The organism is Franconibacter sp. IITDAS19 (assembly GCF_023079515.1).
In the GTDB taxonomy this organism is placed as follows: Bacteria; Pseudomonadota; Gammaproteobacteria; order Enterobacterales; family Enterobacteriaceae; genus Franconibacter; species Franconibacter pulveris.
The window spans coordinates 217,939-240,671 of record NZ_JALJCP010000008.1 but is presented as its reverse complement, the minus strand read 5'-3'; the positions used below and the strand labels follow the sequence as shown (position 1 = coordinate 240,671).

The 22,733-nt window shown below is 59.8% G+C and carries 18 protein-coding genes and 1 riboswitch; of the genes, 6 read left to right on the top strand and 12 right to left on the bottom strand.

Going from position 1 to position 22,733, the window contains the following annotated elements; genetic code table 11:
- Entirely contained in the window at positions 1-426 is a 426-nt protein-coding gene (locus MT962_RS18315; protein WP_024556349.1) for a GNAT family N-acetyltransferase, read from the bottom strand.
- Positions 427-539: 113 nt separating this feature from the next.
- Here MT962_RS18315 and MT962_RS18310 point away from each other — a divergent pair, with 113 nt between their 5' ends.
- The 3 genes from MT962_RS18310 to MT962_RS18300 all read left to right on the top strand — a co-directional run bounded on the left by MT962_RS18310 (position 540) and on the right by MT962_RS18300 (position 3,484).
- Entirely contained in the window at positions 540-2,225 is a 1,686-nt protein-coding gene (locus MT962_RS18310) for a sensor histidine kinase (RefSeq protein ID WP_024556350.1), read from the top strand.
- Complete coding sequence (btsR, locus tag MT962_RS18305; RefSeq protein WP_024561007.1) at positions 2,222-2,950, top strand: two-component system response regulator BtsR; 729 nt, start codon at positions 2,222-2,224, stop codon at positions 2,948-2,950. Before MT962_RS18310 ends, btsR begins: the two co-directional genes overlap by 4 nt.
- Before the next feature lie 69 nt (positions 2,951-3,019).
- Complete coding sequence (locus MT962_RS18300; protein ID WP_024556352.1) at positions 3,020-3,484, top strand: DUF1456 family protein; 465 nt, start codon at positions 3,020-3,022, stop codon at positions 3,482-3,484.
- Between the two features lie 38 nt (positions 3,485-3,522).
- On the opposite strand, the gene MT962_RS18295 is transcribed toward MT962_RS18300, so the two are convergent.
- From MT962_RS18295 to MT962_RS18285, 3 genes are all read right to left on the bottom strand, one after another.
- Positions 3,523-4,032, bottom strand: a complete 510-nt coding sequence (locus tag MT962_RS18295; protein WP_029697003.1) for a surface-adhesin E family protein — start codon at positions 4,030-4,032, stop codon at positions 3,523-3,525.
- Positions 4,029-4,634 carry a hypothetical protein gene (locus MT962_RS18290; RefSeq protein ID WP_024556354.1) on the bottom strand — a complete coding sequence of 202 codons (606 nt, stop codon included), beginning with the start codon at positions 4,632-4,634 and terminating at the stop codon, positions 4,029-4,031. The genes MT962_RS18295 and MT962_RS18290 overlap by 4 nt, the downstream gene beginning before the upstream one ends.
- A 169-nt stretch (positions 4,635-4,803) precedes the next feature.
- Positions 4,804-5,130, bottom strand: coding sequence for an RcnB family protein (locus tag MT962_RS18285; protein ID WP_024556355.1), 327 nt, complete (start codon positions 5,128-5,130; stop codon positions 4,804-4,806).
- A gap of 278 nt (positions 5,131-5,408) precedes the next feature.
- Positions 5,409-5,505: riboswitch (TPP riboswitch) on the top strand.
- A 34-nt stretch (positions 5,506-5,539) separates the two neighbouring features.
- Here MT962_RS18285 and thiM point away from each other — a divergent pair.
- The 3 genes from thiM (at position 5,540) to fbaB (ending at position 8,322) form a co-directional block, all read left to right on the top strand.
- Positions 5,540-6,328 carry a hydroxyethylthiazole kinase gene (gene thiM, locus MT962_RS18280; protein ID WP_247366180.1) on the top strand — a complete coding sequence of 263 codons (789 nt, stop codon included), beginning with the start codon at positions 5,540-5,542 and terminating at the stop codon, positions 6,326-6,328.
- The gene (gene thiD / locus MT962_RS18275) at positions 6,325-7,125 is read left to right on the top strand and encodes a bifunctional hydroxymethylpyrimidine kinase/phosphomethylpyrimidine kinase (protein WP_247366179.1); all 801 of its coding nucleotides are present in this window, start codon (positions 6,325-6,327) and stop codon (positions 7,123-7,125) included. Before thiM ends, thiD begins: the two co-directional genes overlap by 4 nt.
- 144 nt (positions 7,126-7,269) lie before the next feature.
- Positions 7,270-8,322: a class I fructose-bisphosphate aldolase gene (fbaB, locus tag MT962_RS18270; RefSeq protein ID WP_188724302.1), complete on the top strand. Its 1,053-nt coding sequence runs from the start codon at positions 7,270-7,272 to the stop codon at positions 8,320-8,322.
- 140 nt (positions 8,323-8,462) lie between these two features.
- On the opposite strand, the gene yegS is transcribed toward fbaB, so the two are convergent.
- The 8 genes from yegS to MT962_RS18230 form a co-directional block, all read right to left on the bottom strand.
- Entirely contained in the window at positions 8,463-9,362 is a 900-nt protein-coding gene (gene yegS, locus MT962_RS18265) for a lipid kinase YegS (RefSeq protein ID WP_247366178.1), read from the bottom strand.
- Positions 9,363-9,609: 247 nt separating this feature from the next.
- On the bottom strand, positions 9,610-10,971 hold the full coding sequence (gene yegQ, locus MT962_RS18260; protein WP_024560734.1) for a tRNA 5-hydroxyuridine modification protein YegQ: 1,362 nt from the start codon (positions 10,969-10,971) through the stop codon (positions 9,610-9,612).
- Between the two features lie 618 nt (positions 10,972-11,589).
- Positions 11,590-12,312: a two-component system response regulator BaeR gene (gene baeR / locus MT962_RS18255; protein WP_247366177.1), complete on the bottom strand. Its 723-nt coding sequence runs from the start codon at positions 12,310-12,312 to the stop codon at positions 11,590-11,592.
- Positions 12,309-13,730: a two-component system sensor histidine kinase BaeS gene (gene baeS, locus MT962_RS18250; RefSeq protein WP_188724300.1), complete on the bottom strand. Its 1,422-nt coding sequence runs from the start codon at positions 13,728-13,730 to the stop codon at positions 12,309-12,311. The genes baeR and baeS overlap by 4 nt, the downstream gene beginning before the upstream one ends.
- Positions 13,731-15,146, bottom strand: a complete 1,416-nt coding sequence (locus MT962_RS18245; protein ID WP_048888104.1) for an MFS transporter — start codon at positions 15,144-15,146, stop codon at positions 13,731-13,733.
- A 4-nt stretch (positions 15,147-15,150) separates the two neighbouring features.
- Complete coding sequence (gene mdtC / locus MT962_RS18240) at positions 15,151-18,240, bottom strand: multidrug efflux RND transporter permease subunit MdtC (RefSeq protein WP_024561785.1); 3,090 nt, start codon at positions 18,238-18,240, stop codon at positions 15,151-15,153.
- Complete coding sequence (locus tag MT962_RS18235) at positions 18,241-21,363, bottom strand: MdtB/MuxB family multidrug efflux RND transporter permease subunit (RefSeq protein ID WP_247366176.1); 3,123 nt, start codon at positions 21,361-21,363, stop codon at positions 18,241-18,243.
- Positions 21,363-22,634 carry an MdtA/MuxA family multidrug efflux RND transporter periplasmic adaptor subunit gene (locus tag MT962_RS18230; RefSeq protein WP_247366175.1) on the bottom strand — a complete coding sequence of 424 codons (1,272 nt, stop codon included), beginning with the start codon at positions 22,632-22,634 and terminating at the stop codon, positions 21,363-21,365. Before MT962_RS18230 ends, MT962_RS18235 begins: the two co-directional genes overlap by 1 nt.
- Between the last annotated feature and the right edge of the window lie 99 nt (positions 22,635-22,733).

The window sequence follows — 22,733 nt, the reverse complement described above, 5'->3', positions numbered from 1 at the left end:
TCAGGGCAGCCGGTAATGCATCAGCACATACTCTCCCTGTTCGCTCTCCCCCCGCGCCTGCGGCTGCCAGCCGTGTCGTTCGTAAAAAGCCAGCGCCCGTTCGTTTTTCGCGAGGCACTTCAGCGCGCCCGTGCCGCTGAACTGGCGCTGCACGTGTTTAAGCAGCGCGCTGCCCACGCCGCGACGCTGGGCGTCCGGGTCGACAAACAGGCAGTGGAGGAAATTGTCGCTTTCAAGCACGGACGCAAACCCCACCCGACGCCCCTCGTCCAGCGCCACCCAAATTTTCTCTCCCAGCGTTTCGGCATCAAAATCCTCAAGCCGCCAGCGCTCCCCCTGAAGCCAGGGCCAGCTTTCACGTCGCGCATGCAGATAAAGCGTGCGTAAAAAAGGTCTGTCGCTCTCCTGCCAGGCTCTTATCTCCACAACCACTCCTTTTTCTTAAGTGAGGCGTAATGACATCAATTTTTTGTATACCTTCATAGAAAGTTATAGCGCGGCGGAGTATTTTACGCCCTTTCGAACGAAGGGGTGGGATGATGTACGAGTTCAATCTGGTGCTGTTGCTGCTTCAGCAGATGTGTGTCTTTCTGGTCATCGCCTGGCTGATGAGCAAAACCCGCCTGTTCATTCCCCTGATGCAGGTGACGGTACGCCCGCCGCACAAGCTGCTCTGCTATGTCACCTTTTCCATTTTCTGCATCATGGGCACTTATTTCGGCCTGCATATTCAGGATTCCATCGCCAACACCCGCGCCATCGGCGCCGTGATGGGCGGCCTGCTCGGCGGCCCGCTGGTGGGCGGCCTGGTCGGGCTGACCGGCGGGCTGCATCGTTATTCCATGGGCGGCATGACGGCGCTGAGCTGTATGGTCTCCACCATTGTAGAAGGGCTGCTCGGTGGGCTGGTGCACAGCTTTCTGGTGCGCCGCGGGCGCAGCGACAAAGTCTTTACGCCGTTGACCGCGGGCGCCATCACTTTCGTGGCGGAGCTGGTGCAGATGGGGATCATTTTGCTGATAGCCCGTCCGTGGGCCGATGCGCTGGAACTGGTGAAAAACATCGCCGCGCCGATGATGGTCACTAACACCGTCGGCGCGGCGCTTTTTATGCGCATCCTGCTCGACAAGCGCGCCATGTTTGAAAAATACACTACCGCTTTTTCCGCCACCGCCCTGAAGGTCGCCGCCTCCACCGAGGGGATTTTGCGCCAGGGGTTTAACGTGGAGAACAGCATGAAGGTGGCGCAGGTGCTGTATAAGGAGCTGGATATCGGCGCGGTGGCTATCACCGATCGCGAAAAGCTGCTCGCCTTCACCGGCATCGGCGACGATCACCACCTTCCCGGCAACCCCATCTCTTCGCGCTGGACGCAGCGCGCGCTGGAAACCGGCGAGGTGGTTTACGCTGACGGCAACGAAGTGCCGTACCGCTGCTCGCTGCACCCGAACTGCAAGCTTGGCTCGACGCTGGTTATTCCGCTGCGCGGCGAAAACCGCCGGGTTATCGGCACCATCAAGCTTTATGAAGCGAAAAACCGCCTGTTTAGTTCTATCAACCGTACGCTGGGTGAGGGCATCGCGCAGCTGCTTTCCGCGCAGATCCTGGCCGGGCAGTATGAGCGGCAAAACGCGCTGCTGGCGCAGTCTGAAATTAAGCTGCTGCACGCTCAGGTGAACCCGCATTTCCTGTTTAACGCGCTCAACACGCTCATGGCGGTTATCCGCCGCGACAGCAACCAGGCGTGCCAGCTGGTGCAGTATCTTTCGACCTTCTTTCGTAAAAACCTTAAGCGTCCGGCGGAAATCGTCACGCTGGCCGATGAAATTGAGCATGTGAACGCTTACCTGCAAATTGAGCAGGCGCGCTTTCAGTCACATCTCAAAGTGCGGCTCGACCTGCCGCAGGAACACGCCCATGTGCGGCTGCCGGCCTTTACGCTGCAACCGATCGTGGAAAACGCCATCAAGCACGGCACGTCGCAACTGCTCGGGCCGGGAGAGATCAGGCTTAACGCCCGCTGCGAAGGCGGCCACTTGCTGGTGGAAATAGAAGATAACGCCGGGCTTTATCAGCCAACGCCCGGCCAGAGCGGCCTTGGGATGAGCCTTGTGGATAAACGCCTGCGCGCGCGCTTCGGCGACGAGTGCGGCATCTCAGTGGATTATAAAACCGACTGTTTTACCCGTATTACCCTACGTTTACCTCTGGAGGAGACAGCATGATAAAAGTGCTGATCGTGGATGATGAACCACTGGCGCGCGAGAACCTGCGCCTGTTGCTGCAGGACGAGAGCGATATCGACATCGTCGGCGAATGCGCCAACGCGGTGGAGGCTATCGGCGCAGTACATCGCCTGCGCCCGGACGTGCTGTTTCTGGATATCCAGATGCCGCGCATTTCAGGGCTGGAGATGGTCGGCATGCTCGACCCGGAGCAGCGCCCCTATATCGTCTTTTTAACGGCGTTCGATGAGTACGCGGTGCAAGCGTTCGAAGAGCACGCTTTTGATTATCTGCTGAAACCGATTGAGACTAAAAGACTCTCCCGCACGCTGAACCGGCTGCGCAGCGAGCGTCATACGCAGGATATTTCGCTGCTAAGCCCTGGCGAAGAGGGGCTTAGGTATATTCCCTGTACCGGACACAGCCGCATTTACCTGCTACAAATGGAAGAGGTGGCGTTTGTCACCAGCCGGATGAGCGGCGTGTTTGTCACTAACAGCGAAGGGCAGGAGGGGTTTACCGAACTCACGCTGCGCACGCTGGAGAGCCGCACGCCGCTGCTGCGCTGCCATCGTCAGTATCTGGTGAATATGTCGCACCTGAAAGAGATTCGCCTTGAGGAGAACGGCCAGGCGGAGCTGCTGCTGCGCCATGGGCAGACGGTGCCGGTAAGCCGTCGCTACCTGAAAAAGCTCAAAGAGACGCTGGGGCTAAAAACGGCGTAGTAGTATTTCGCTGTCATGGGGCTATACTGCCGCCCCCCGGCAAAGCTAAAACGGTGAGACACGCCCGCAATGATTAATAACGATGTAATACGTAGCCTGCGCTACATGCTGAAACTCAACAACAATGACATGGTCGCTATTCTGGCGCTGGCGGACAGCGTCGTGCCGGTGGAGCAGATGGTCGGCTTTGCCAAAAAAGAGGAAGAGCCCGGCTTTTTGCGCTGCCCGGACGTGGTGCTGAACGCCTTTCTCAACGGGCTTATTTACTCCCGCCGCGGCAAAGATGAGAGCAAACCGGCGCTGCGCGCCGAGCGTAAGACCAATAACAACCTCATTCTCAAGAAGTTGCGCGTGGCGTTCGCGCTGAAAACCGACGATATCGTCGCTATCATGCTGGAGCAGAAATTCCGTATCTCCCTGCCTGAAGTGACCGCCATGATGCGCGCTGAAGACCACAAAAATTACCGTGAGTGCGGCGACCAGTTCCTGCGTAACTTCCTGCGCGGTCTGGCGGCGCGGCTACGGCCAGCCTGAGACGATAAAGCCGCTGTTTAGCGGCTTTATCGCATTTTTTACAGCTCGCCCAACAGCGTCGGCTCGCTTTTCGCAGGCTCAGGCTTCAGCCGAGAGGGATCAATCTGGCAAACCATCTCCGCGACGATACCGATAAGCGACTCTTTAGGAAAAGAACGCCACTGTCCGATGGCGTCTTTACTGGACGCGGCGATGGCTTCACCCTGCGCATACGGTTGTGAAAAATAGATACGCTCAAACAGGGTGCGCTCCTGCGTATCGCAGTTAATCACGTTATTTGCGCGTGAGCTGGTGATAACAAGCCGTGGGTCCTTGTTGAGAACGGTCTGCTCACTGTAATTATTGATAAGATAAAACCGGCGCAGGCGGGCGTTGCCCTGCCAGGTGGAGACGGCGCGCAGATCGGCGTACGTGCCGCCTTTATCATCAAGCAGCAGTTTAATCACGCCGTGCGGCGGATCGCCTGCCACGACCGGCTGCGGTTTGCCTGCCCCTGCGCACGCGGTCAGTAACGCGACGGCGCTACAGAGTAAAAGGGGTTTAATCATTTTTTGCCTCCAGTTAAATCCGGGCGTAGCGGCAGTAAAATTTCCTCGGTAACACTTCCCTGCAACGAACACAGCAGCGTCGTTTTGCCTTTGGTCACGCTCAACATCGCCAGTTTCTCCACGCTGCCTTTAGCGGGCGCGATGCCGCTTACCGCCGTGTTGTTCACCTGCCATGCGCTGTCGCCCGGGCGTTTGATCATTGCGTTGGTGATATAATCGTCGCCTGCCGATTGCCAGTGCGCCGCGGGAAGGGCCGCCATCACCGCCTGCGGCGACTCTTCAATAACCCATCCCCAGAAGAAATATTTGCCAAACTCATCCAGATCGGACTGCTGCGTGTAGTAGCCCGAAAGCGTTAACTGCTGTAGGTGGACTGGCTGGGCGAACCAGACTATCCCGGCGTTATCTTTGGGCGGGGCAAACCAGGCGTGGCCCTGGTTGTCTTTTACGAGCGGGGCGGCATGGGTGAATTTCGCCTGTTCGGCATAAAGCGCATTAAAAAACTGGCTGTCGCAGCGCAGTAAACTTTCGGTAAGCGGTTTCGCGGCGGCGGTGCTGGCAGCGCCAGACAGCAGCGCAAGGAAAACGAGCACGCGTTTCATAGAGCATCCTTACTGTTAATCATTTAAAACGTATCGGCATTTTAACGATTTGCTTTAATGGAAAAGGAAGGTGCAGCAGCGAAGGAGGAGAGAGGATAACGATAAGGCCGCGCTTTAATGAGCGCGGCCTGAGGAGGGAGGCTAAACGCGTAAAGCCAGACTGGCCCGGTTAGTGGTGATAAAAAATATCACCGTTCATCGCCTTAAGGATTTTGCCTTCGGCGTCGGTTATCAGCACATAGTTGCCGCCCATGTAGGTCCAGTGGCTTCCGGCTTCCGGCGCAGGCAGGTTGCGAAGCTGCCATTTTTTGATGTTGTACTCTTCGGTGCGATACATGTCCGGCACAATGTCGCCGATGACGAACTTGCGCGAGTCAGAATGAAATTCTTTGACTTCATAGGCGTCCAGCCCCTTTGGCGCCGCAGGCTGCGCGGCAAAAGTGGTTCCCGCTACGGTCAGCAGCGCGCCCAGAATCATCATTTTAGTTTTGTTCATATACTCTCCACGTTGTACAGGGCTTGTTTCACGGTTCGCAAGACAGCGTATCTTTCCTTGCCATGCCAAAGCGTTGCAAGGGCTTCTGTGTATAGAAATATGACATAAAAAAGTGAAAGGGATATTTACCACGGCCGGCGGGCTCTGCGCTGCGCTGTCGCTCCCTTTTGAGAGTTATCCTGGCGGCGGACGAGTGCCAGCCGCGACCGCGCCTTTACTTCCCGGGTCTTCGCGAATATCCTGATTCACCACGGCAAAAAGCCGGAACAATAAGCTGTTTTAATGACTCGGGGTGCCCTTCTTTGTGAAGGCTGAGAAATACCCGTACCACCTGATCTGGATAATGCCAGCGTAGGGAAGTCAGATGCCTGCCCGGTATCCCTTCTTTTAAGCCTGGCAGGAGAGCGTGATGCAACCTGACCTGCTGTCCGGCCCGCAAGCGGCCGCGGTTTTAACCCAATTTCGTACCCGTTCCCCGCTCGTTCACTGCATGACCAATGAGGTAGTGCAAACCTTTACCGCAAACGTGCTGCTCGCCCTTGGCGCGTCGCCGGCGATGGTCATTGAACCTGATGAAGCCGCGCAGTTTGCTCGTCTTGCCGACGCCCTGCTGATTAACATCGGCACGCTTACCCGCGAGCGGGCCGGGGCGATGCTCGCGGCTATCGAGAGCGCAAACCAGGCGAGCCGACCCTGGACGCTGGACCCGGTCGCCGTCGGCGCGCTCGATTTTCGCACCGGTTTCGCCCGCGAAGCGTTGGCGCTGCGCCCGGCGGCGATACGCGGCAACGCCTCTGAAATCCTCGCGCTGGCGGGGGAGCGCGGCGGCGGACGCGGCGTTGACAGCACGCACCGCGCAGAAGCGGCGCTAAACGCCGCGCGGGAACTGGCCGGGCGCAGCGGCGCGGTCGTCGCCGTGACGGGCGAGGTGGATTATGTGACAGACGGCGAACGCACGCTGGCAGTACGCGGCGGCGATGTGCTGATGACGCGCGTTGTCGGCACCGGCTGCGCGCTTTCCGCCGTGGTCGCCGCCTGCGCGTCGCTGCCCGGCAGCCAGCTTGAAAACGTGGCAGCAGGCTGCTGGATGATGAAGCGCGCTGGCAGCCTGGCGGTTACACGCTGCGCCGGGCCCGGCTCGTTCACACCCGCTTTCCTCGACGCGCTATACCAGTTGAATAGGGAGGCCTGCGCATGAAACGCATCAACGCCTTAACTATCGCCGGCACCGACCCGAGCGGCGGCGCGGGCATCCAGGCCGATTTGAAAACCTTTTCCGCGCTGGGCGCTTACGGCTGCTCGGTCATTACCGCGCTGGTGGCGCAAAACACCTGCGGCGTGCAGTCCGTTTACCGTATCGAGCCTGCGTTTGTTGCCGCCCAGCTTGATTCGGTGTTCAGCGACGTGCGTATCGATACCACCAAAATCGGCATGCTGGCGCAAAGCGATATTGTGGAAGCCGTGGCGGAGCGGTTGTCGCGCTATCAGGTGAAAAACGTGGTGCTGGATACAGTAATGCTGGCGAAAAGCGGCGATCCGTTGCTCTCGGCTGAAGCGGTGAAAACGCTGCGCGAGCGTCTGCTGCCGCATGTGTCAATCATCACGCCGAATTTGCCGGAGGCGGCCGCCTTGCTTGGCACCACGCATGCGCGCAATGAACAGGAGATGCATCAGCAGGGCGAGGCGCTGCTCACGCTGGGCTGCGAAGCGGTATTGATGAAAGGCGGGCATCTGGACGATGCGGAAAGTCCCGACTGGCTGTTTACCCGCGAAGGCGCCCGCCGGTTTACCGCGCCACGCATTGTTACCAAAAATACGCACGGCACCGGCTGCACGCTTTCCAGCGCGTTAGCGGCGCTGCGTCCGCGCTATCCACGCTGGGAAGAGACCGTGGCGGCCGCGAAAACGTGGCTTTCGCAAGCGCTCGCGCAGGCGGACACGCTGGAAGTCGGCGAAGGCATCGGGCCTGTTCATCATTTTCATGCCTGGTGGTGAAGCGTGCCAGCAGAATGAACTGAAAAACTTCTTTCGTATGGCAATTCTTGCTGTTCAGTATCATGATGATTCTGCCCATGATTGCGTGGGCGGGAACCATCATGCCGACGGGTATGGAGCCCGTCGAAATTACGGGAGAGAGTTATGACAGATATTGCGCAGTTGCTCGGCAAAGATGCCGAAAGCCTGTTACAGCATCGTTGTATGACTATTCCGGCAGATCAGCTTTACCTGCCTGGCGAGGATTATGTTGACCGGGTAATGATCGACAACAACCGTCCGCCCGCGGTGTTGCGTAACATGCAAACGCTGTACAACACCGGCCGCCTGGCGGGAACCGGCTACCTTTCAATCCTGCCGGTCGACCAGGGCGTGGAACACTCGGCAGGCGCGTCGTTTGCCGCTAACCCCCGCTACTTCGACCCGAAGAACATTGTTGAGTTGGCTATCGAGGCGGGCTGTAACTGCGTCGCGTCCACTTATGGCGTGCTGGCCTCCGTATCGCGCCGCTACGCCCACCGCATTCCCTTCCTTGTGAAGCTTAACCATAACGAAACCCTGAGCTACCCGACCCAGTATGACCAGACGCTGTATGCAAGCGTTGAGCAAGCGTTCAACATGGGCGCGGTGGCGGTAGGCGCGACCATCTATTTTGGCTCTGAAGAATCCCGCCGCCAGATTGAAGAGATCGCGAGCGCCTTCGAGCGCGCGCATGAGCTTGGCATGGTGACGGTGCTGTGGGCGTACCTGCGTAACTCATCGTTTAAAAAAGATGGCGTGGATTACCATGTGAGCGCCGATCTCACCGGCCAGGCGAACCACCTTGCCGCCACTATCGGCGCCGATATCGTTAAGCAGAAAATGGCCGAAAATAACGGCGGCTACAATGCGGTCAAATTCGGTTACACCGACGAGCGCGTCTACAGCAAGCTGACTACCGATAACCCTATCGATCTGGTGCGCTACCAGCTGGCGAACTGCTATATGGGCCGGGCGGGGCTGATTAACTCAGGCGGCGCGGCAGGCGGCGATACCGACCTGGAAGAGGCGGTGCGTACGGCGGTTATCAATAAACGCGCGGGCGGCATGGGCCTTATTCTCGGCCGTAAAGCGTTTAAGAAATCGATGGCCGACGGCGTGAAGCTGATTAACGCGGTGCAGGATGTTTACCTCGACGCTAAAGTAACGATTGCCTGACAGACCTGCTCAGAAGAAAACGCGCCTGTGGGCGCGTTTTTTTTGGCGATGAAACAGGATGCGTTACGCGCCTGCGCAGCGCTCCTCCCGACGGGGAAAGCGGCCGGGTATTCAGACGCGCCACCCGCCAGACAACAGGATTACTTTAACAGTTCGCAATCAGGCGGCAGACGGCAGCTCAGCGCGCCGGGCTGCACCTGGATGCGAAAATGCTGGCCGCTTAGCGGCTCGCCGTCGAGATTAAAGGTAATCTCATGCGGCGCGGTGATTTCAAACCACGACGATATGCCATCAATAATATTTGGGCTCTCTTCCGGGCGGGTAAGCGTCGTCAGCAGCGCCGGCAGCAACTCTTCGCCCGTGAAAATCCGCAGATGCAGCAGGCCGTCATTAATAAGCGCCTGTGGGCAAAGCTGCTGGCCGCCGCCCGCCTGACGCCCGTTGCCGATGCCAATCACCAGCGCGTCGCCCTGCCACTGAAAGTTATCGCCGCGAATCTCGCAACTGTCCGGCTTAAGGGTATCCATGCGCATCAGACCATGGATTAAATAAGAGACGCCGCCCAGCGCGGCCTTGAGTTTTTCCGGCGTTTCGGTGGTGATGCGGGTGCCAAAGCCGCCGGTCGCCATGTTGATAAAAAAGGCGTCGTCGTTAACCTGCACGATATCAATCGGCGTCGCTTTGCCGATAATCGCCAGCTGTAGCGCTTTATCCAGCTCAGCGGGAACACCGGTGCTGGTGGCGAAGTCATTGGCCGTGCCGAGCGGGAGGATGCCCAGCGCCGGACGCTTATCCGCAGGGAGCTTCGCCAGCGCCGTGGCGATTTCGTTGATAGTGCCATCGCCGCCGCCGGCAATAACGGTATCGACGCCGAGCCTGGCCGCCTCGGCGACAAAGCGGATAGCATCGCCTTTTTCCCACGTTACGCGAACGTGCAGCGTAAAGCCCTCTTCACGGAGCATTTCAACGGCGCTGCGCAGCAGGTCGTTATCGGCGCTCTTGCCGTTAAGAATAATGAGTGACACCGGGTAATTTTCCATTGCGACCTCTGAAAGCCCACTGAAAAGAGTCTACCGCAGAGTTTATCGCAGCCAGTCAGAAGAGGCTGAAAATGGAAGAAAAAAATAAGCCTGCGTAAGGGAGATTACGCAGGCGAAGGAGGTGGTTCCTGGTACTGCTGGCATTTATCGGTTATGTTTTTCAGCGCTGGGATAATAACCGGATCAATCGTAACCGTGTGTGATCCGATTCTAAAATCATTCACGCCGAAAAAATAACTAAGATTAATTATTTACCGTGCGGATTGCGGGTGGTCTGTCCAGCGAGATTGCGCATTAATAACGCATATTCCAGCGTCATATCCTGCGGAACCGGCAGCCAGACGGTATAACCATCCCCCGGCGCCACCTCCATTTTCTCGCCTTTCGCGTTTTCCAGGTGCTCCAGCGTAAAGCTCACGTTGCCCTGCGGCGTCATCAACTCCAGGCTATCACCCAGGGAGAATTTATTTTTCACCGCCACGGCGGCGAGGTCGCCTTTGCGCTCGCCGGTAAATTCGCCGACAAACTGCTGACGGTCGGAAACCGAGTAGCCATATTCATAGTTCTGGTAGTCGTCATGGGTGTGACGACGCAGGAAACCTTCGGTGTAGCCGCGGTGCGCCAGCCCTTCCAGCGTCTCGAGCAGGCTTGGGTCGAAAGGCTTGCCAGCGGCGGCGTCGTCGATAGCGCGACGATAAACCTGCGCGGTGCGGGCGCAATAGTAAAACGACTTGGTGCGACCTTCGATTTTCAGCGAATGCACACCCATTTTCGTCAGCCGCTCAACGTGCTGGATAGCGCGCAAGTCTTTGGAGTTCATGATATAGGTGCCGTGCTCGTCTTCGAATGCGGTCATGTACTCGCCCGGACGCATCGCCTCTTCCAGCATGAAAACCTTATCGGTAGGCGCGCCGACGCCAAGCGTCGGTTCAACGGTTTGTACCGGAATCGGCTCGTGGATATGCACGATATTGCCAATCTCATCCTCTTTGCCTTCCTGCACTTTATATTCCCAGCGGCAGGCGTTGGTGCAGGTGCCCTGGTTCGGGTCGCGCTTGTTGATATAACCCGAAAGCAGGCAGCGGCCGGAGTAGGCCATGCAGAGGGCGCCGTGGACGAAGATCTCCAGTTCCATATCCGGCACCTGCTCGCGGATTTCGGCAATCTCTTCCAGCGAAAGCTCGCGGGAGAGAATAACGCGGGTCAGGCCCATCTGTTTCCAGAACTTCACCGTCGCCCAGTTAACGGCGTTCGCCTGCACCGAGAGGTGAATATCCATCTGCGGGAAATGCTCGCGCACCAGCATGATTAACCCCGGGTCGGACATGATTAGCGCGTCCGGACCCATATCCACCACTGGCTTAAGATCGCGGATAAAGGTTTTCAGCTTGGCGTTGTGCGGGGCGATATTCACCACCACGTAGAATTTCTTGCCCAGCGCGTGCGCTTCATTAATGCCGAGCTGTAAATTCTCGTGGTTGAATTCGTTATTGCGCACGCGAAGGGAATAGCGCGGCTGGCCCGCATAGACGGCGTCGGCGCCGTAAGCGAAGGCGTAACGCATATTTTTCAGCGTGCCCGCAGGCGAAAGGAGTTCCGGTTTAAACATGGCGTTCTCGTTCTGATGACAGGTCAGACCCGCCTGAAATAAGGCGGACGGGGGCACCTTTACCCCCACGTTAAGGGCGGGAATTGTAGCGCCAGGCGCAGCGCGGTGCAAACGGGGCTTCGGTTAGCCACGGTTGTTGTAGATTTATAACGCTATGGGGCTATGGGGCTATGGGGCTATGGGGCTATCACTCTATGCTGGGGCAGTTAGTGTTACGTTCGCGATGCGCTGTTTCACTATGTAAGTGCTACTCCTGCGAACGTGCCAGGGGGCTTCGCCGCCAGCCCCCTGGCGACCCCGGCTCCCGGCTCGCAAAATTGCCCGCTAAGCGGGAAACCTCATCTTTTTTTCGTTGGCTTCGGGTCGGGCATGACGGCACATCCTTGTGCCGACATGCCCTCACGCCGGGTCCAGCCGGCGTGACCCGGCCACCGTAAAAAAGCTGAGGCAATTTTGAGGCCGGATAACGTCCGCGCTTCAAGGGCCGATAATGAACAGGCCGAAGTTTTCGCTGAAGGCTGAAAGGGGGAAGGGCTGAAAGGGGGAAGGGCTGAGAGGGGGAGGGGCGGGTAGTACCGTGCTGCCCGCCTTTGAAGCACCGCTGTCGAAGAGGGCGCGTCACCCCATCCGACAGGCGTCCGCCTCCCATCGATACCCCACGCCGTACACGGCGCGAATAAACGACTGCTCGGCGTCCAGCGCCTCCAGCTTGCGGCGCAGGTTTTTAATGTGGCTGTCGATGGTGCGGTCCGTTACCACGCGGTAATCATCATACAGGTGGTTTAATAACTGCTCGCGAGAGAACACTTTGCCCGGTTCGCTGGAGAGTGTTTTCAGCAGGCGAAATTCCGCAGGCGTGAGATCCAGCGCTTTCTCGCACCAGCTGGCCTGAAAACGGCTCTCGTCGATAACCAGCGGGCTTTGGGCATCCAGTGCCTGCACCTCGCGCTGCGGACGGCAGCGGCGCAGAATAGTCTTCACGCGCGCCACCACTTCGCGCGGGCTGTAAGGCTTGCAGATATAGTCATCGGCGCCAATCTCCAGCCCCAGCAGGCGGTCAATCTCTTCAATCTTCGCCGTAACCATCACAATCGGCACCTCAGAGAAGCGGCGGATTTCACGGCACAACGTCAGGCCGTCGGTGCCCGGCAGCATCAAATCGAGCAGGATAAGGTCCGGCGGCGTCTGGCGCACCCAGGGCAACACCTTGTCGCCGTGGCTGATGAGCGTCGGCGCATAGTTCGCGGCGCGTAAATAGTCGATAAGCAGCTGCCCGAGCTTGGGTTCGTCTTCCACAATCAAAATACGCGGCGCATTGTCGTCAATCGGCATATCGGTCATACATCTCTCGGCAGGTCAGAATCGAGCGGTAAGGTTACTGTAATGCTTACACCGCCCAAAGGCGAATGCGCGGCGGAAATGGTGCCGCCATGCGCTTCAACGATATTGGTGCAAATGGCAAGCCCAAGGCCGGAGCCGCCGCTGGCGCGGTTGCGCGACCCTTCGGCGCGGTAGAAGCGCTCAAACAACAGCCCGAGTTGCGCGTCGCTCACGCCCGGCGCGCTGTCGGCAAAGGTCAGCACCAGCCGCCCTGGTTGCGCTTCGCCCTGAATCAACAGCTGGCCGCCCGCGTCGGTGTAGCGCAGGCTGTTCTCAAGCAAGTTATTGAAAAGCTGCATCAGGCGATCGCGGTCGCCGAAGACCTGAGCGCTGTCTGGCAAAGAGAGCGCAATCGTAAGCCCGCGCCCTGCTAAGCGCTCACGAAACGCGCCAGCGGCCATCTCCAGCAGGTTCACCACATCCACCGGGGCTTTCTGATAAGCCAGCGCCCCTTCGTCAGAAAGCGAAAGCTGATGCAGATCGTCCACAAGCTTCGTGAGCGTGCCTACTTCCGCCTGCAGCGAGGCGACCGATTCCGGCGTAAACTGCCGCACGCCGTCCTGTATCGCTTCCAGTTCGCCGCGCAGCACGGCGAGCGGCGTGCGCAGTTCATGGGAGATGTCGGCCATAAAAGCGCGGCGCATGGTCTGGTTTTTTTCAAGCGTACTGGCGAGCTGGTTAAAATCGTTCGCCAGCTTGCCAAGCTCATCCTGGCCTGTAGAGGCCACGCGGGTGGTGAAATCGCCCGCCGCCAGCCTGTGGGTGCCTTCCACCAGCCGTTTTACCGGCGCCAGCAACCCCCGCGCCAACAGGAAGGTGGCGAGCGCGGCCAGCAGCGTGGCGAGCGCGACAATCAGCCAGCTGGTGCGCCGCTGTTGCTTGTCGAAGTTAATATCCGTGCTGCGTGTCAGCCGCTCGACCGGCGAGGCGATAACCCAGCCTACCGTGGCGCCATTCACCTGGATTGCGTGGCGCGCGCCGTCCGGCGGCACCGGCGCGCGCGGCCCAACCAGTACGTTCTGATCCTGATCGACCACCCAGAACTGCGTGCGCCAGCCGTGAGGCGGCAGGTCCGGCGGCGGGCGATCCGGCGGCGGACGGTCATCATGTTCATTTTCCCGATCGAACGAGCGGAGGATCTGAAACACGAAGCGATCGTTATGGCGCAAAAATTCCCAGTTGCCGTGCGTGGTGTATTGCTCGGCAAGGGCGTCACTTAACATCGACATTCGCTGTTCGTTGCCGTGTTTAATGTAGTCAATAAAGCCGCGCTCAAAGCTCAACCGCACCGCCCAGTGCATGGTGATAAGCAGCAGAATGCAGGTGGCGAAAATCGCTAAAAACAGCTTGCCGGTGATGCCGGGCCGCCAGAATTTCATTTACTTGTGGCTCCTTTTACGCCGCGCAATAACGACGTTTTTCATGGTGTCCTTAGGCACGCGGGCGAAAACCAGCGCGGGCAGGGCGATGATCGCCGCCATGCAGAAATAGGTGTAGAGGAAAACCTCATGCGCGATGCCGCTGTCGGCCGCCAGCTGGTTATGGCCGAAGGCGCCGAGCAGGATCCCGGCGACCGAAACGCCAATACTCATGGAAAGTTGCATCACCATCGAAAGCAGGCTGTTGCCGCCGCTTGCCAGCTCGTCCGGCAGGTCGCGAAGCGTCAGCGTGTTCATGGAAGAAAAGCGCACGGAGTTAACAACGCCCTGGAAGAAAAGCACCACCGGCAGCAGAGAATACCAACCCATCAGCCCCACCCACATAAACAGCAGGCTGATAAGCGCCAGCGCCAGCGTGGAAACCACCAGCGTGTTGCGGTAGCCAAAGCGGTTCACCACCTGCACCACGATGCGCTTCATCCCCATGCTGCCAAGCACCATCGGGATCATCATCAGCCCTGCGTGAAACGGCGAAAAGCCGAGGCCGATTTGCAGGAAGATGGGCGTCATGAAGGGCAGCATGCCGCTGCCGATGCGTCCGCAGAGGCTGCCGAACAGGCCAAGCGAGAAGGTTCGGGTGTCAAAAAGCCGCAGGTTAAAGAGCGCCGACTCATTACCGCGCGCGTGCCAGAGATAAAAGATAAGGGCGGCGGCCCCCGCCGAGATGAGTAAACTGAGCGTCACCGGCGAGATGCCAAGCCCTTTTTGCCCGTCGAGCGCGATAGTCAGCGCCGCCATGCCCACCGCGAGCAGCAAAAAGCCGGAAAAATCGAAGCGCCGGGTCTGCATGGTGTAATTCGGCATCAGCCACAGGGTGGCGATGGCGCCCACTACGCCTACCGGCAGGTTGATTAAGAAGATCCAGTGCCAGGAGGCGTACTCCACCAGCACACCGCCGAGCGCCGGGCCAAGCAGCGGCCCGACCTGGCCTGGGAGCGTCACGAACGTCATTGCCGCCATGTACTGCTCGCGCGGGACGATTTTCATTACCGTCAGCCTGCCCACCGGCACCATCATCGCCCCGCCGATCCCCTGCACCACGCGCGCCGCCACCAGGCCGTTGAGCGTATTGGCCATGGCGCAAAACAGCGATCCGAGCGTAAAAATGACAATGGCGCAAAAGAAGATATTGCGTACCCCAACCCGGTCCGCCAGCCAGCCGCTGGCGGGCAGCGTCACCGCTACCGTCAGCACATAGGCGACGATCACCATGTGCATATGAAGCGGGCTCTCCCCCAGGCTTTCCGCCATGGAGGGGAGGGCGGTATTGACGATGGTGGTGTCGAGCGACTGCATAAAGAAGCCAAAGGCGACTATCCACAGTTGCCAGCGCACGCTGTTGGGCAGGTCTGTCATAGGCTTACTCACTTATCGATAGCGTTTTATCCTGTTTTGGCGTGCGCGCAAAGCGCAGCCGTAAGCGGTCAAAGAAAAGGTAAACCACTGGCGTGGTGTAAAGCGTTAACAGCTGACTCATGACCAGCCCGCCGACAATGGTGATGCCGAGCGGCTGACGCAGTTCCGAACCGTCTCCGCCGGAAAGCACCAGCGGCAGCGCGCCGAACAGCGCCGCCAGCGTGGTCATCATGATGGGGCGAAAGCGCAGCAGGCTCGCCTGGAAAATCGCCTCCTGCGGCGTCAGATTGCCGTTGCGCTGCGCCTCGATGGCGAAATCGACCATCATGATGGCGTTCTTCTTCACTATGCCAATCAACAGCATAATACCGATGAGCGCGATCAGGCTAAACGGCGCGCCAAACCACTCCAGCGCCAGCAGCGCCCCCACGCCCGCCGAGGGAAGGGTGGAGAGAATGGTGAGCGGATGTACATAGCTCTCATAGAGAATGCCGAGCACGATATAGACCGTGGCGATAGCGGCGAGGATCAGAATCACCTGCGAGTTCATCGTCTGCTGGAACACCTGAGCGGTGCCGGCGAAGCTGCCGCGCACCGTTGAGGGCACGCCAAGCGTGACCATGGCGCGCTCGATAGCCGCGCTCGCTTCAGAGAGCGACACGCCGGTCGGCAGGTTAAACGCGATGGTGGAGGAGGCCGACAGCCCCTGGTGGTTCACAGAAAGCGGCGCGTTCGCGGGCTGCCACTTTGCGAAATAAGAGAGCGGGATCGGTTTGCCTTCGCCGTTGACCACAAACATCTGGTCCAGCGCGCTGATATCCTGGGTATAACGCGGGTCCACCTCCATCACTACCTTGTACTGGTTAAGCGCTTCGTAGATGGTGGAGATCTGCCGCTGGCCAAAGGCGTTGTTCAGCAGGCTGTTGGCGTCCTGCACGCTGATGCCAAGGCGCGACATGGTCTCGCGGTCATAAATCAGGTTCATCTCCGCGCCGTTGTCCTGCTGGTCGGAGTTAACGTCGGCAAGCTCGGGCAACTTAGCGAAGGCGGCGCGAATTTTCGGCTCCCATTCCCGCAGCGCGGCGAGGTCGTCGGAAAGCAGCGTGTACTGATAGCTGGCGTTGGCCTGGCGCCCGCCGACGCGGATATCCTGCACCGCCATCAGAAACAAACTGGCGCCGGGCTCTTTGGCGAGCTTTTTACGCAGCCGGTCAATAACCTGCTGGGCGCTTTCGTTGCGCTCGTCGCGCGGCGTGAGCGTAATAAACATCATGCCGCTGTTCACCCGCGAGCCGCCGGTAAAGCCGGTGACGTTATCCACCGCCGGGTCGTCGCGAATAATCTTCATAAAGTTTTGCAGCTTGCCGCGCATCGCCTGGAACGAGATGCTCTGGTCCGCCTGAATGCCGCCCATCAGCTGGCCGGTATCCTGCTCGGGGAAGAAGGTTTTCGGAATGGCGATATAAAGCCAGACGTTCAGCGCGAGGGTGGCGATAAAAATAACGCCCACCAGCCGCGCATGGTTAAGCACCCATTTCAGCGAGCGGGCATAGCCGCCCTGCAAGGCGATAAGCAGTCGGCCCACGCCGCGCTTGCGGGCGGGGCGGTGTGGTTTTTCGCTTTTCAGCAGCCAGCCGCACATCATCGGCGTCAGCGTCAGCGAAACGACCATGGAGATGCCTATCGCCACCGAAAGCGTGACGGCGAATTCGCGGAACAGCCTGCCCGGCAGGCCGCCCATCAGCAGCAGCGGCAGAAAAACTGCCACCAGCGACAGGCTCATGGAGAGCACCGTAAAGCCGACCTCGCGCACCCCCTGCAACGCCGCCTGCAGCGGCTTCATTCCCGACTCCAGGTGGCGGGCGATATTCTCCAGCACCACGATAGCGTCATCCACCACGAAGCCAGTGGCGATGGTCAGCGCCATCAGCGACAGGTTATTGAGGCTAAAGCCGCACAGATACATCGCCGCGCAGGTGCCTATCAGCGAAACCGGCACCGCTACCGCCGGGATAAAGGTGGCGCGCCCGTCGCGCAGGAACAAAAAGACCACCAGAATGACCAGCGCGACGGAAATCGCCAGCGTCTGCTCCACCTCGGCGAGCGAGGCGCGGATAGTCGGGGAGCGATCCTGCGCTATCTGCAAATCGATAGCGGCGGGGATGGTGTCGCGAAGCTCCGGCACTTTGGCGCGAATGCGGTCCACCGTCTGGATGATATTGGCTTCCGGCAGCTTGCGGATCATCAGCAAGATAGCGGGCTTCGCGTTCGTCATCCCGGCGTTACGTACATCCTGCACCGAGTCGGTGATGGTCGCCACATCGCTTAAGCGCACCGCCGCGCCGTTGTTGTAGTGCACAATGACCGGCTGGTACTCGGCGGCGGTTTTCAGCTCATCGTTGGTCTGTAACTGCCAGCGGCGGCTGGCGTCTTCCACCGCGCCCTGCGGACGGCGAACATTGCTGTTGCTGATGGCGCTGCGCACGTCGTCAAGCGAGACGCCCTGGTTAAAGAGCGCCTGCGGGTTAAGCGCCACCCGCACGGCAGGCAGCGAACTGCCGCCGACGTCCACATCGCCCACGCCATCAATCTGGGCGATGGTTTGCGCAAGCTGCGTCGACGCGTAATCGTAGAGCTCGCCCTGGGAGTAGGTCTCCGAGGTGAGCGTCAGAATCATAATGGGCGCGTCTGAGGGGTTTGCCTTGCGGTAGGTTGGGCGCGAAGGCATGCCGCTTGGCAGCAGGCTTTGCGCGGCGTTAATCGCCGCCTGCACGTCGCGCGCCGCGCCGTTGATGTCGCGGTCAAAATTGAACTCCAGAATGATGCGAGTGCTGCCAAGGGAGCTTGACGAGGTCATCTCGTTAACGCCCGCGATGCGCCCGAGTGAGCGCTCAAGCGGCGTCGCCACCGACGAGGCCATGGTTTCCGGCGACGCGCCCGGCAGCGACGCGCTGACCATGATAACCGGGAAATCGACCTGCGGCAGCGGCGCGACCGGCAGCAGGCGAAAGCCCAGTACGCCGCAGAGCGTCAGGGCGGCGGTTAATAAAATCGTCGCCACCGGGCGGTAGATAAAGAGGGCGTAAAACTTCACCTACGCCTCCTCTTCACGCTGCGGGAAGCGGCTGCGGGCTGCGTTCGCAAGCCGGTCGAAGAGCAGATAAATCACCGGCGTGGTAAAGAGCGTCAGCACCTGGCTTACCAGCAGGCCGCCCACCATGCCGATGCCGAGCGGGCGCCTGAGCTCCGCGCCCACGCCGGTGCTGAGCATCAGCGGCAGCGCGCCAAGCAGCGCCGCCAGCGTAGTCATCAGAATGGGCCTGAAGCGCAGCAGGCAGGCCTGGTAAATGGCTTCATAAGGCGACATCCCCTGTTCGCGCTCCGCCGCCAGCGCGAAGTCGATCATCATGATGGCGTTTTTCTTCACGATGCCGATGAGCAAAATGATGCCGATGATGGCGATAACATCCAGCTCGCTGCCAGCCAGCAGCAGCGCCAGCAGCGCGCCGACGCCTGCGGTGGGCAGCGTTGAGAGAATGGTTATCGGGTGAATAAAGCTCTCATAGAGCACGCCAAGGACGATATACATCGCCACGACCGAGGCGACAATCAGCCAGATGGTGCTGCCGAGCGCCGCCTGGAACGCCAGCGTGCTGCCCTGGAAAGAGGTGGTAATGTCGGTCGGGAAGGCGAGCGCCTGCTCCGCCTCGGTTACCGCCTGCACCGCGTCGCCCAGCGAGTAATCCTCCGGCACGTTGAACGAGATAGTGGTGGACGGGAACTGGTCGAGATGGTTTATCGACAGCGGCCCGAAGCGCTGCTCCACTTTCGCAATGCTGCTTAGCGGCACCGCGCCGCCCTCGCTGCTGGCGAGGCGAATGTTGTCCAGCGCCGCAAGGCCGGGCGTCGCCGCGGCATCATGCTCCAGCACCACGCGATACTGGTTCGCCTGAGTATAGATGGTGGAGATAAGGCGCTGGCCGAAGGCGTTATAGAGCGCGTTATCCACGTCCGCCATACTGATGCCAAGGCGGCTGGCGCTGGCGCGATCGACGTTGACGTAGGCCACCAGCCCCTGATCCTGCCAGTCGCTGCTGACGTCCGCCAGTTCCGGGCGCGTGCGCAGCTCATCCATCAGCTTCGGCACCCAGACGCTGAGCGCGTCAAGGGAGTTCGCCTGCAGCGTGAACTGGTACTGGGTGCGGCTCACCTGGGTGTCAATCGTCAGGTCCTGAATCGGCTGCAAATAGAGCTGCACGCCGGGCACCTTCGCCACCGCCTGTTGAAGGCGCTCGATAACCGTCTGCACGCGGTCGTCGCGCTCGTCCAGCGCTTTGAGGTTGATTTGCAGGCGGGCGCTGTTGAGCGACGGGTTCGTGCCGTCCACGCCGACAAACGAGGTAAGGCTCTCTACGGCCGGATCCTTAAGGATAACGTCCGCCACCTGCCGCTGGCGCTGCGCCATGCTGGAGAACGACGTAGACTGCGGCGCCTGCAGCGTTCCCTGAATGATGCCGTTGTCCTGCACCGGGAAAAAGCCTTTCGGGATAAGCACCCACAGCAGAACGGTGAGCGCCAGCGTGCCCAATGCCACGCCGAGCGTGAGCCACGGATGGTTAAGCACCCGTTTCAGCAGTCGACCATAACCCGCAATCACCCGGTCAAAGAAGCGTTCAGAAGCGCGCGAGAAACGGTTCTGCTTGCGCAGCGAGGCATGGCTTAACATGCGCGCGCACATCATTGGCGTCAGCGTCAGCGAGACGACGGCGGAGATCAGGATAGCCACCGCCAGCGTAACGGCGAACTCGCGGAACAGACGGCCGACGATATCGCCCATAAACAGCAGGGGGATCAGCACCGCTATCAGTGAGAAGGTCAGGGAGATAATGGTAAAGCCGATTTCGCCCGCCCCTTTCAGCGCGGCGGCCAGCGGTTTTTCGCCCTTTTCGATATAGCGCGAGATGTTCTCAATCACCACGATGGCGTCATCCACCACAAAGCCGGTGGCGATGGTCAGCGCCATCAGCGTCAGGTTGTTGATGGAGAAATCAAGAAACACCATTACCGCAAAGGTGCCTACCAGCGAGAGCGGCACCGCTACCGCCGGGATAATGGTCGCCGGCACGTTACGCAGAAACAGGTAAATAATCATGACCACCAGCGCGATAGCCAGCATCAATTCATGCTGGGTGTCATCCACCGAGGCGCGGATATTGGTGGTGCGGTCGGTGAGCAACTCTACTTTCACTGACTTCGGCAGGCTCTGCGTGAGCGTCGGCAGCATCTGACGGATGGTGTCGGCAGTGGTGATGATGTTGGCGCCCGGCTGGCGCTGCACGTTCATTACTATTGCCCGCTGTTTGTTAGCCCAGGCGCCAAGCCAGCTGTTTTCCGCGCCTTGCTCCACCGTTGCCACGTCGCCCAGGCGGATCGCCGCGCCGTTCTGGTACGCGATGATGAGGTTGCGATACTCGGCGGCGGAGGTCATCTGGTCGTTGGCGGAGAGCGTGATCGCCCGCGTCGGGCCGTCCATACTGCCTTTCGCCGAGTTGACGTTGGCATTGCTGATGGCAGTGCGCACCGTTTCGCTGGTCAGCCCCAGCGAGGCCAGCGCCGGGGCGTTAAGCTTCACCCGCACCGCCGGACGCTGGCCGCCTGAAAGCGTCACCAGTCCCACCCCCGCCACCTGGGAGATTTTCTGCGCCACACGCGTTTCCACCATATCTTCCACCTGCGTCATCGGCAGGGCGGAGGAGGTGACGGCGAGCGTCATGATGGGTGGGTCCGCCGGGTTAACTTTGTTGTAGACCGGCGGGTTGGGCAGGTCGCTCGGCAACAGGTTGGTGGCGGCGTTAATCGCCGCCTGCACTTCCTGCTCGGCGACATCCAGCGGCAGCGTCAGCTGGAACTGCAACGTCACCACCGAAGCGCCGCCGGCGCTTTGCGACGCCATCTGCTTTAAGCCCGACATCTGGCCGAACTGCCGCTCAAGCGGCGCGGTAATGGCGGACGTCACCACATCCGGGCTGGCGCCCGGGTAGAGGGTCACCACCTGAATGGTGGGGTAGTCCACTTCCGGCAGCGCCGAAACGGGTAAAAAGCGGTAGCCGATAATCCCGGCGAGCAGGATTGCCACCATCAGCAGCGTGGTGGCGACAGGACGCATGATAAACAGGCGCGACGGGCCGCCTGTAGACCCCGGAGGTAACACCTGCATCAGGACGCGGCTCCCGTGCGCGAGGCCTCACTGCGCGGCCCGGCGTGAGAGCCGGTGGCGGGCGCTTTTTTCTGTTCACCGCTCGCCTGCGCCTGAGGCTCAACTACCTCTACGTGCGCCCCTTCGGTCAGACGGTCAATGCCATCGGTGACTACGCGGTCGCCCGTCGACAGTCCGGCGGTAATCACCACTTTTTCGCTGTCCTGAATGCCGGTGGTGACGGTGTGCTTGCTGACCTGGTTTTTGTCGTTCAGCACCCAGACGAAGTTGCCTTCATTGCCCATTTGCAGCGCGGCGGTAGGGATAACCACGGCGTTCTCTTCTTTAGCCACCAGCATGCGGGCGTTAACAAACTGATTAGGAAACAGCGCGTCGTCCTGGTTTTCAAAACGCGCTTTCAGCTTGATGGTGCCGGTGGTGGCGTCTATCTGGTTATCAAAGCTCAACAGCGCGCCGGTGCTGAGTTTCTGCTTGTTGGTGCGATCCCAGGCTTCCACCGTCAGGGTCTGGCCCGCTTTTTGCGCCTGTACGACCGTGGCGATTTCGCTCTCCGGCAGGGTAAAAACGAGGTCAATAGGATGGGTTTGCGTCAGCACCACAATGCCGGTGGTGTCGCTGCTGGAAATCTGGTTGCCGATATCCACCTGCTTTAAACCGACCCGGCCGTCAATCGGCGCCGTAATGCGGCTCCAGTTGAGCTGCAACTGCGCGCTGGCGACCGCCGCTTCATCCGCTTTGATGGTGCCTGCGGTTTCGCTCACCAGCGCCTGCTGGGCGTCAAGCTCCTGACGTGAAACCAGATTGGTTTTTGAAAGCTGCTGGTAGCGCGCCAGGTCGCGGCGGGCGTTGGCGAGGGTTGCCTTATCGCGGGCAAGTTGCCCCTGCGCCTGGGCGAGCGCGACATTAAACTGGCTCGGATCGATCTCTGCGAGCAGATCGCCTGCTTTTACCTGCTGGCCTTCCTTGAAGTGGAGCGCCATCAGCTGGCCGTTGACGCGGCTTCGCACCGTAACGGTATTGGCGGCGGTAATGGTACCAAGGCCGGTGAGATAGCGCGGCACGGTCTGGCTGGTGGCGACGGCGGCCTGTACGGGCGCAAGCGCTCCGCCGCGCATCCCTTTACGGCCGCCAGCCGTCGGGCGCTGCTGCGCGGAAGCTTGCGATGACTCAGGCGGGCTCTGATGCGCGTTGCGCCAGTACAGCACGGCGGCAATCACCACCACGACAACGCCAGCCCACAGCCACCAGCGGGAATGCTTATTGCCTTTCATAAGTTAAACGTCTTCTTTTCCTGAAACGATTAGGCGTAATGATACTAGTTTAGTGACGCGACGCCGGAGAATAATGGAGGAAATATGAAACAAGGTCAG

Bases quoted from the DNA above. Each gene is read 5' to 3' on its own strand.
- MT962_RS18285 (WP_024556355.1), bottom strand. From the start codon at position 5,130: ATGAACAAAACTAAAATGATGATTCTGGGCGCGCTGCTGACCGTAGCG.
- MT962_RS18230 (WP_247366175.1), bottom strand. From the start codon at position 22,634: ATGAAAGGCAATAAGCATTCCCGCTGGTGGCTGTGGGCTGGCGTTGTC.
- MT962_RS18310 (WP_024556350.1), top strand. From the start codon at position 540: ATGTACGAGTTCAATCTGGTGCTGTTGCTGCTTCAGCAGATGTGTGTC.
- fbaB (WP_188724302.1), top strand. From the start codon at position 7,270: ATGACAGATATTGCGCAGTTGCTCGGCAAAGATGCCGAAAGCCTGTTA.
- MT962_RS18235 (WP_247366176.1), bottom strand. From the start codon at position 21,363: ATGCAGGTGTTACCTCCGGGGTCTACAGGCGGCCCGTCGCGCCTGTTT.
- btsR (WP_024561007.1), top strand. From the start codon at position 2,222: ATGATAAAAGTGCTGATCGTGGATGATGAACCACTGGCGCGCGAGAAC.
- MT962_RS18290 (WP_024556354.1), bottom strand. From the start codon at position 4,634: ATGAAACGCGTGCTCGTTTTCCTTGCGCTGCTGTCTGGCGCTGCCAGC.
- thiM (WP_247366180.1), top strand. From the start codon at position 5,540: ATGCAACCTGACCTGCTGTCCGGCCCGCAAGCGGCCGCGGTTTTAACC.
- yegS (WP_247366178.1), bottom strand. From the start codon at position 9,362: ATGGAAAATTACCCGGTGTCACTCATTATTCTTAACGGCAAGAGCGCC.
- MT962_RS18245 (WP_048888104.1), bottom strand. From the start codon at position 15,146: ATGACAGACCTGCCCAACAGCGTGCGCTGGCAACTGTGGATAGTCGCC.
- baeS (WP_188724300.1), bottom strand. From the start codon at position 13,730: ATGAAATTCTGGCGGCCCGGCATCACCGGCAAGCTGTTTTTAGCGATT.
- baeR (WP_247366177.1), bottom strand. From the start codon at position 12,312: ATGACCGATATGCCGATTGACGACAATGCGCCGCGTATTTTGATTGTG.
- MT962_RS18295 (WP_029697003.1), bottom strand. From the start codon at position 4,032: ATGATTAAACCCCTTTTACTCTGTAGCGCCGTCGCGTTACTGACCGCG.
- yegQ (WP_024560734.1), bottom strand. From the start codon at position 10,971: ATGTTTAAACCGGAACTCCTTTCGCCTGCGGGCACGCTGAAAAATATG.
- MT962_RS18300 (WP_024556352.1), top strand. From the start codon at position 3,020: ATGATTAATAACGATGTAATACGTAGCCTGCGCTACATGCTGAAACTC.
- thiD (WP_247366179.1), top strand. From the start codon at position 6,325: ATGAAACGCATCAACGCCTTAACTATCGCCGGCACCGACCCGAGCGGC.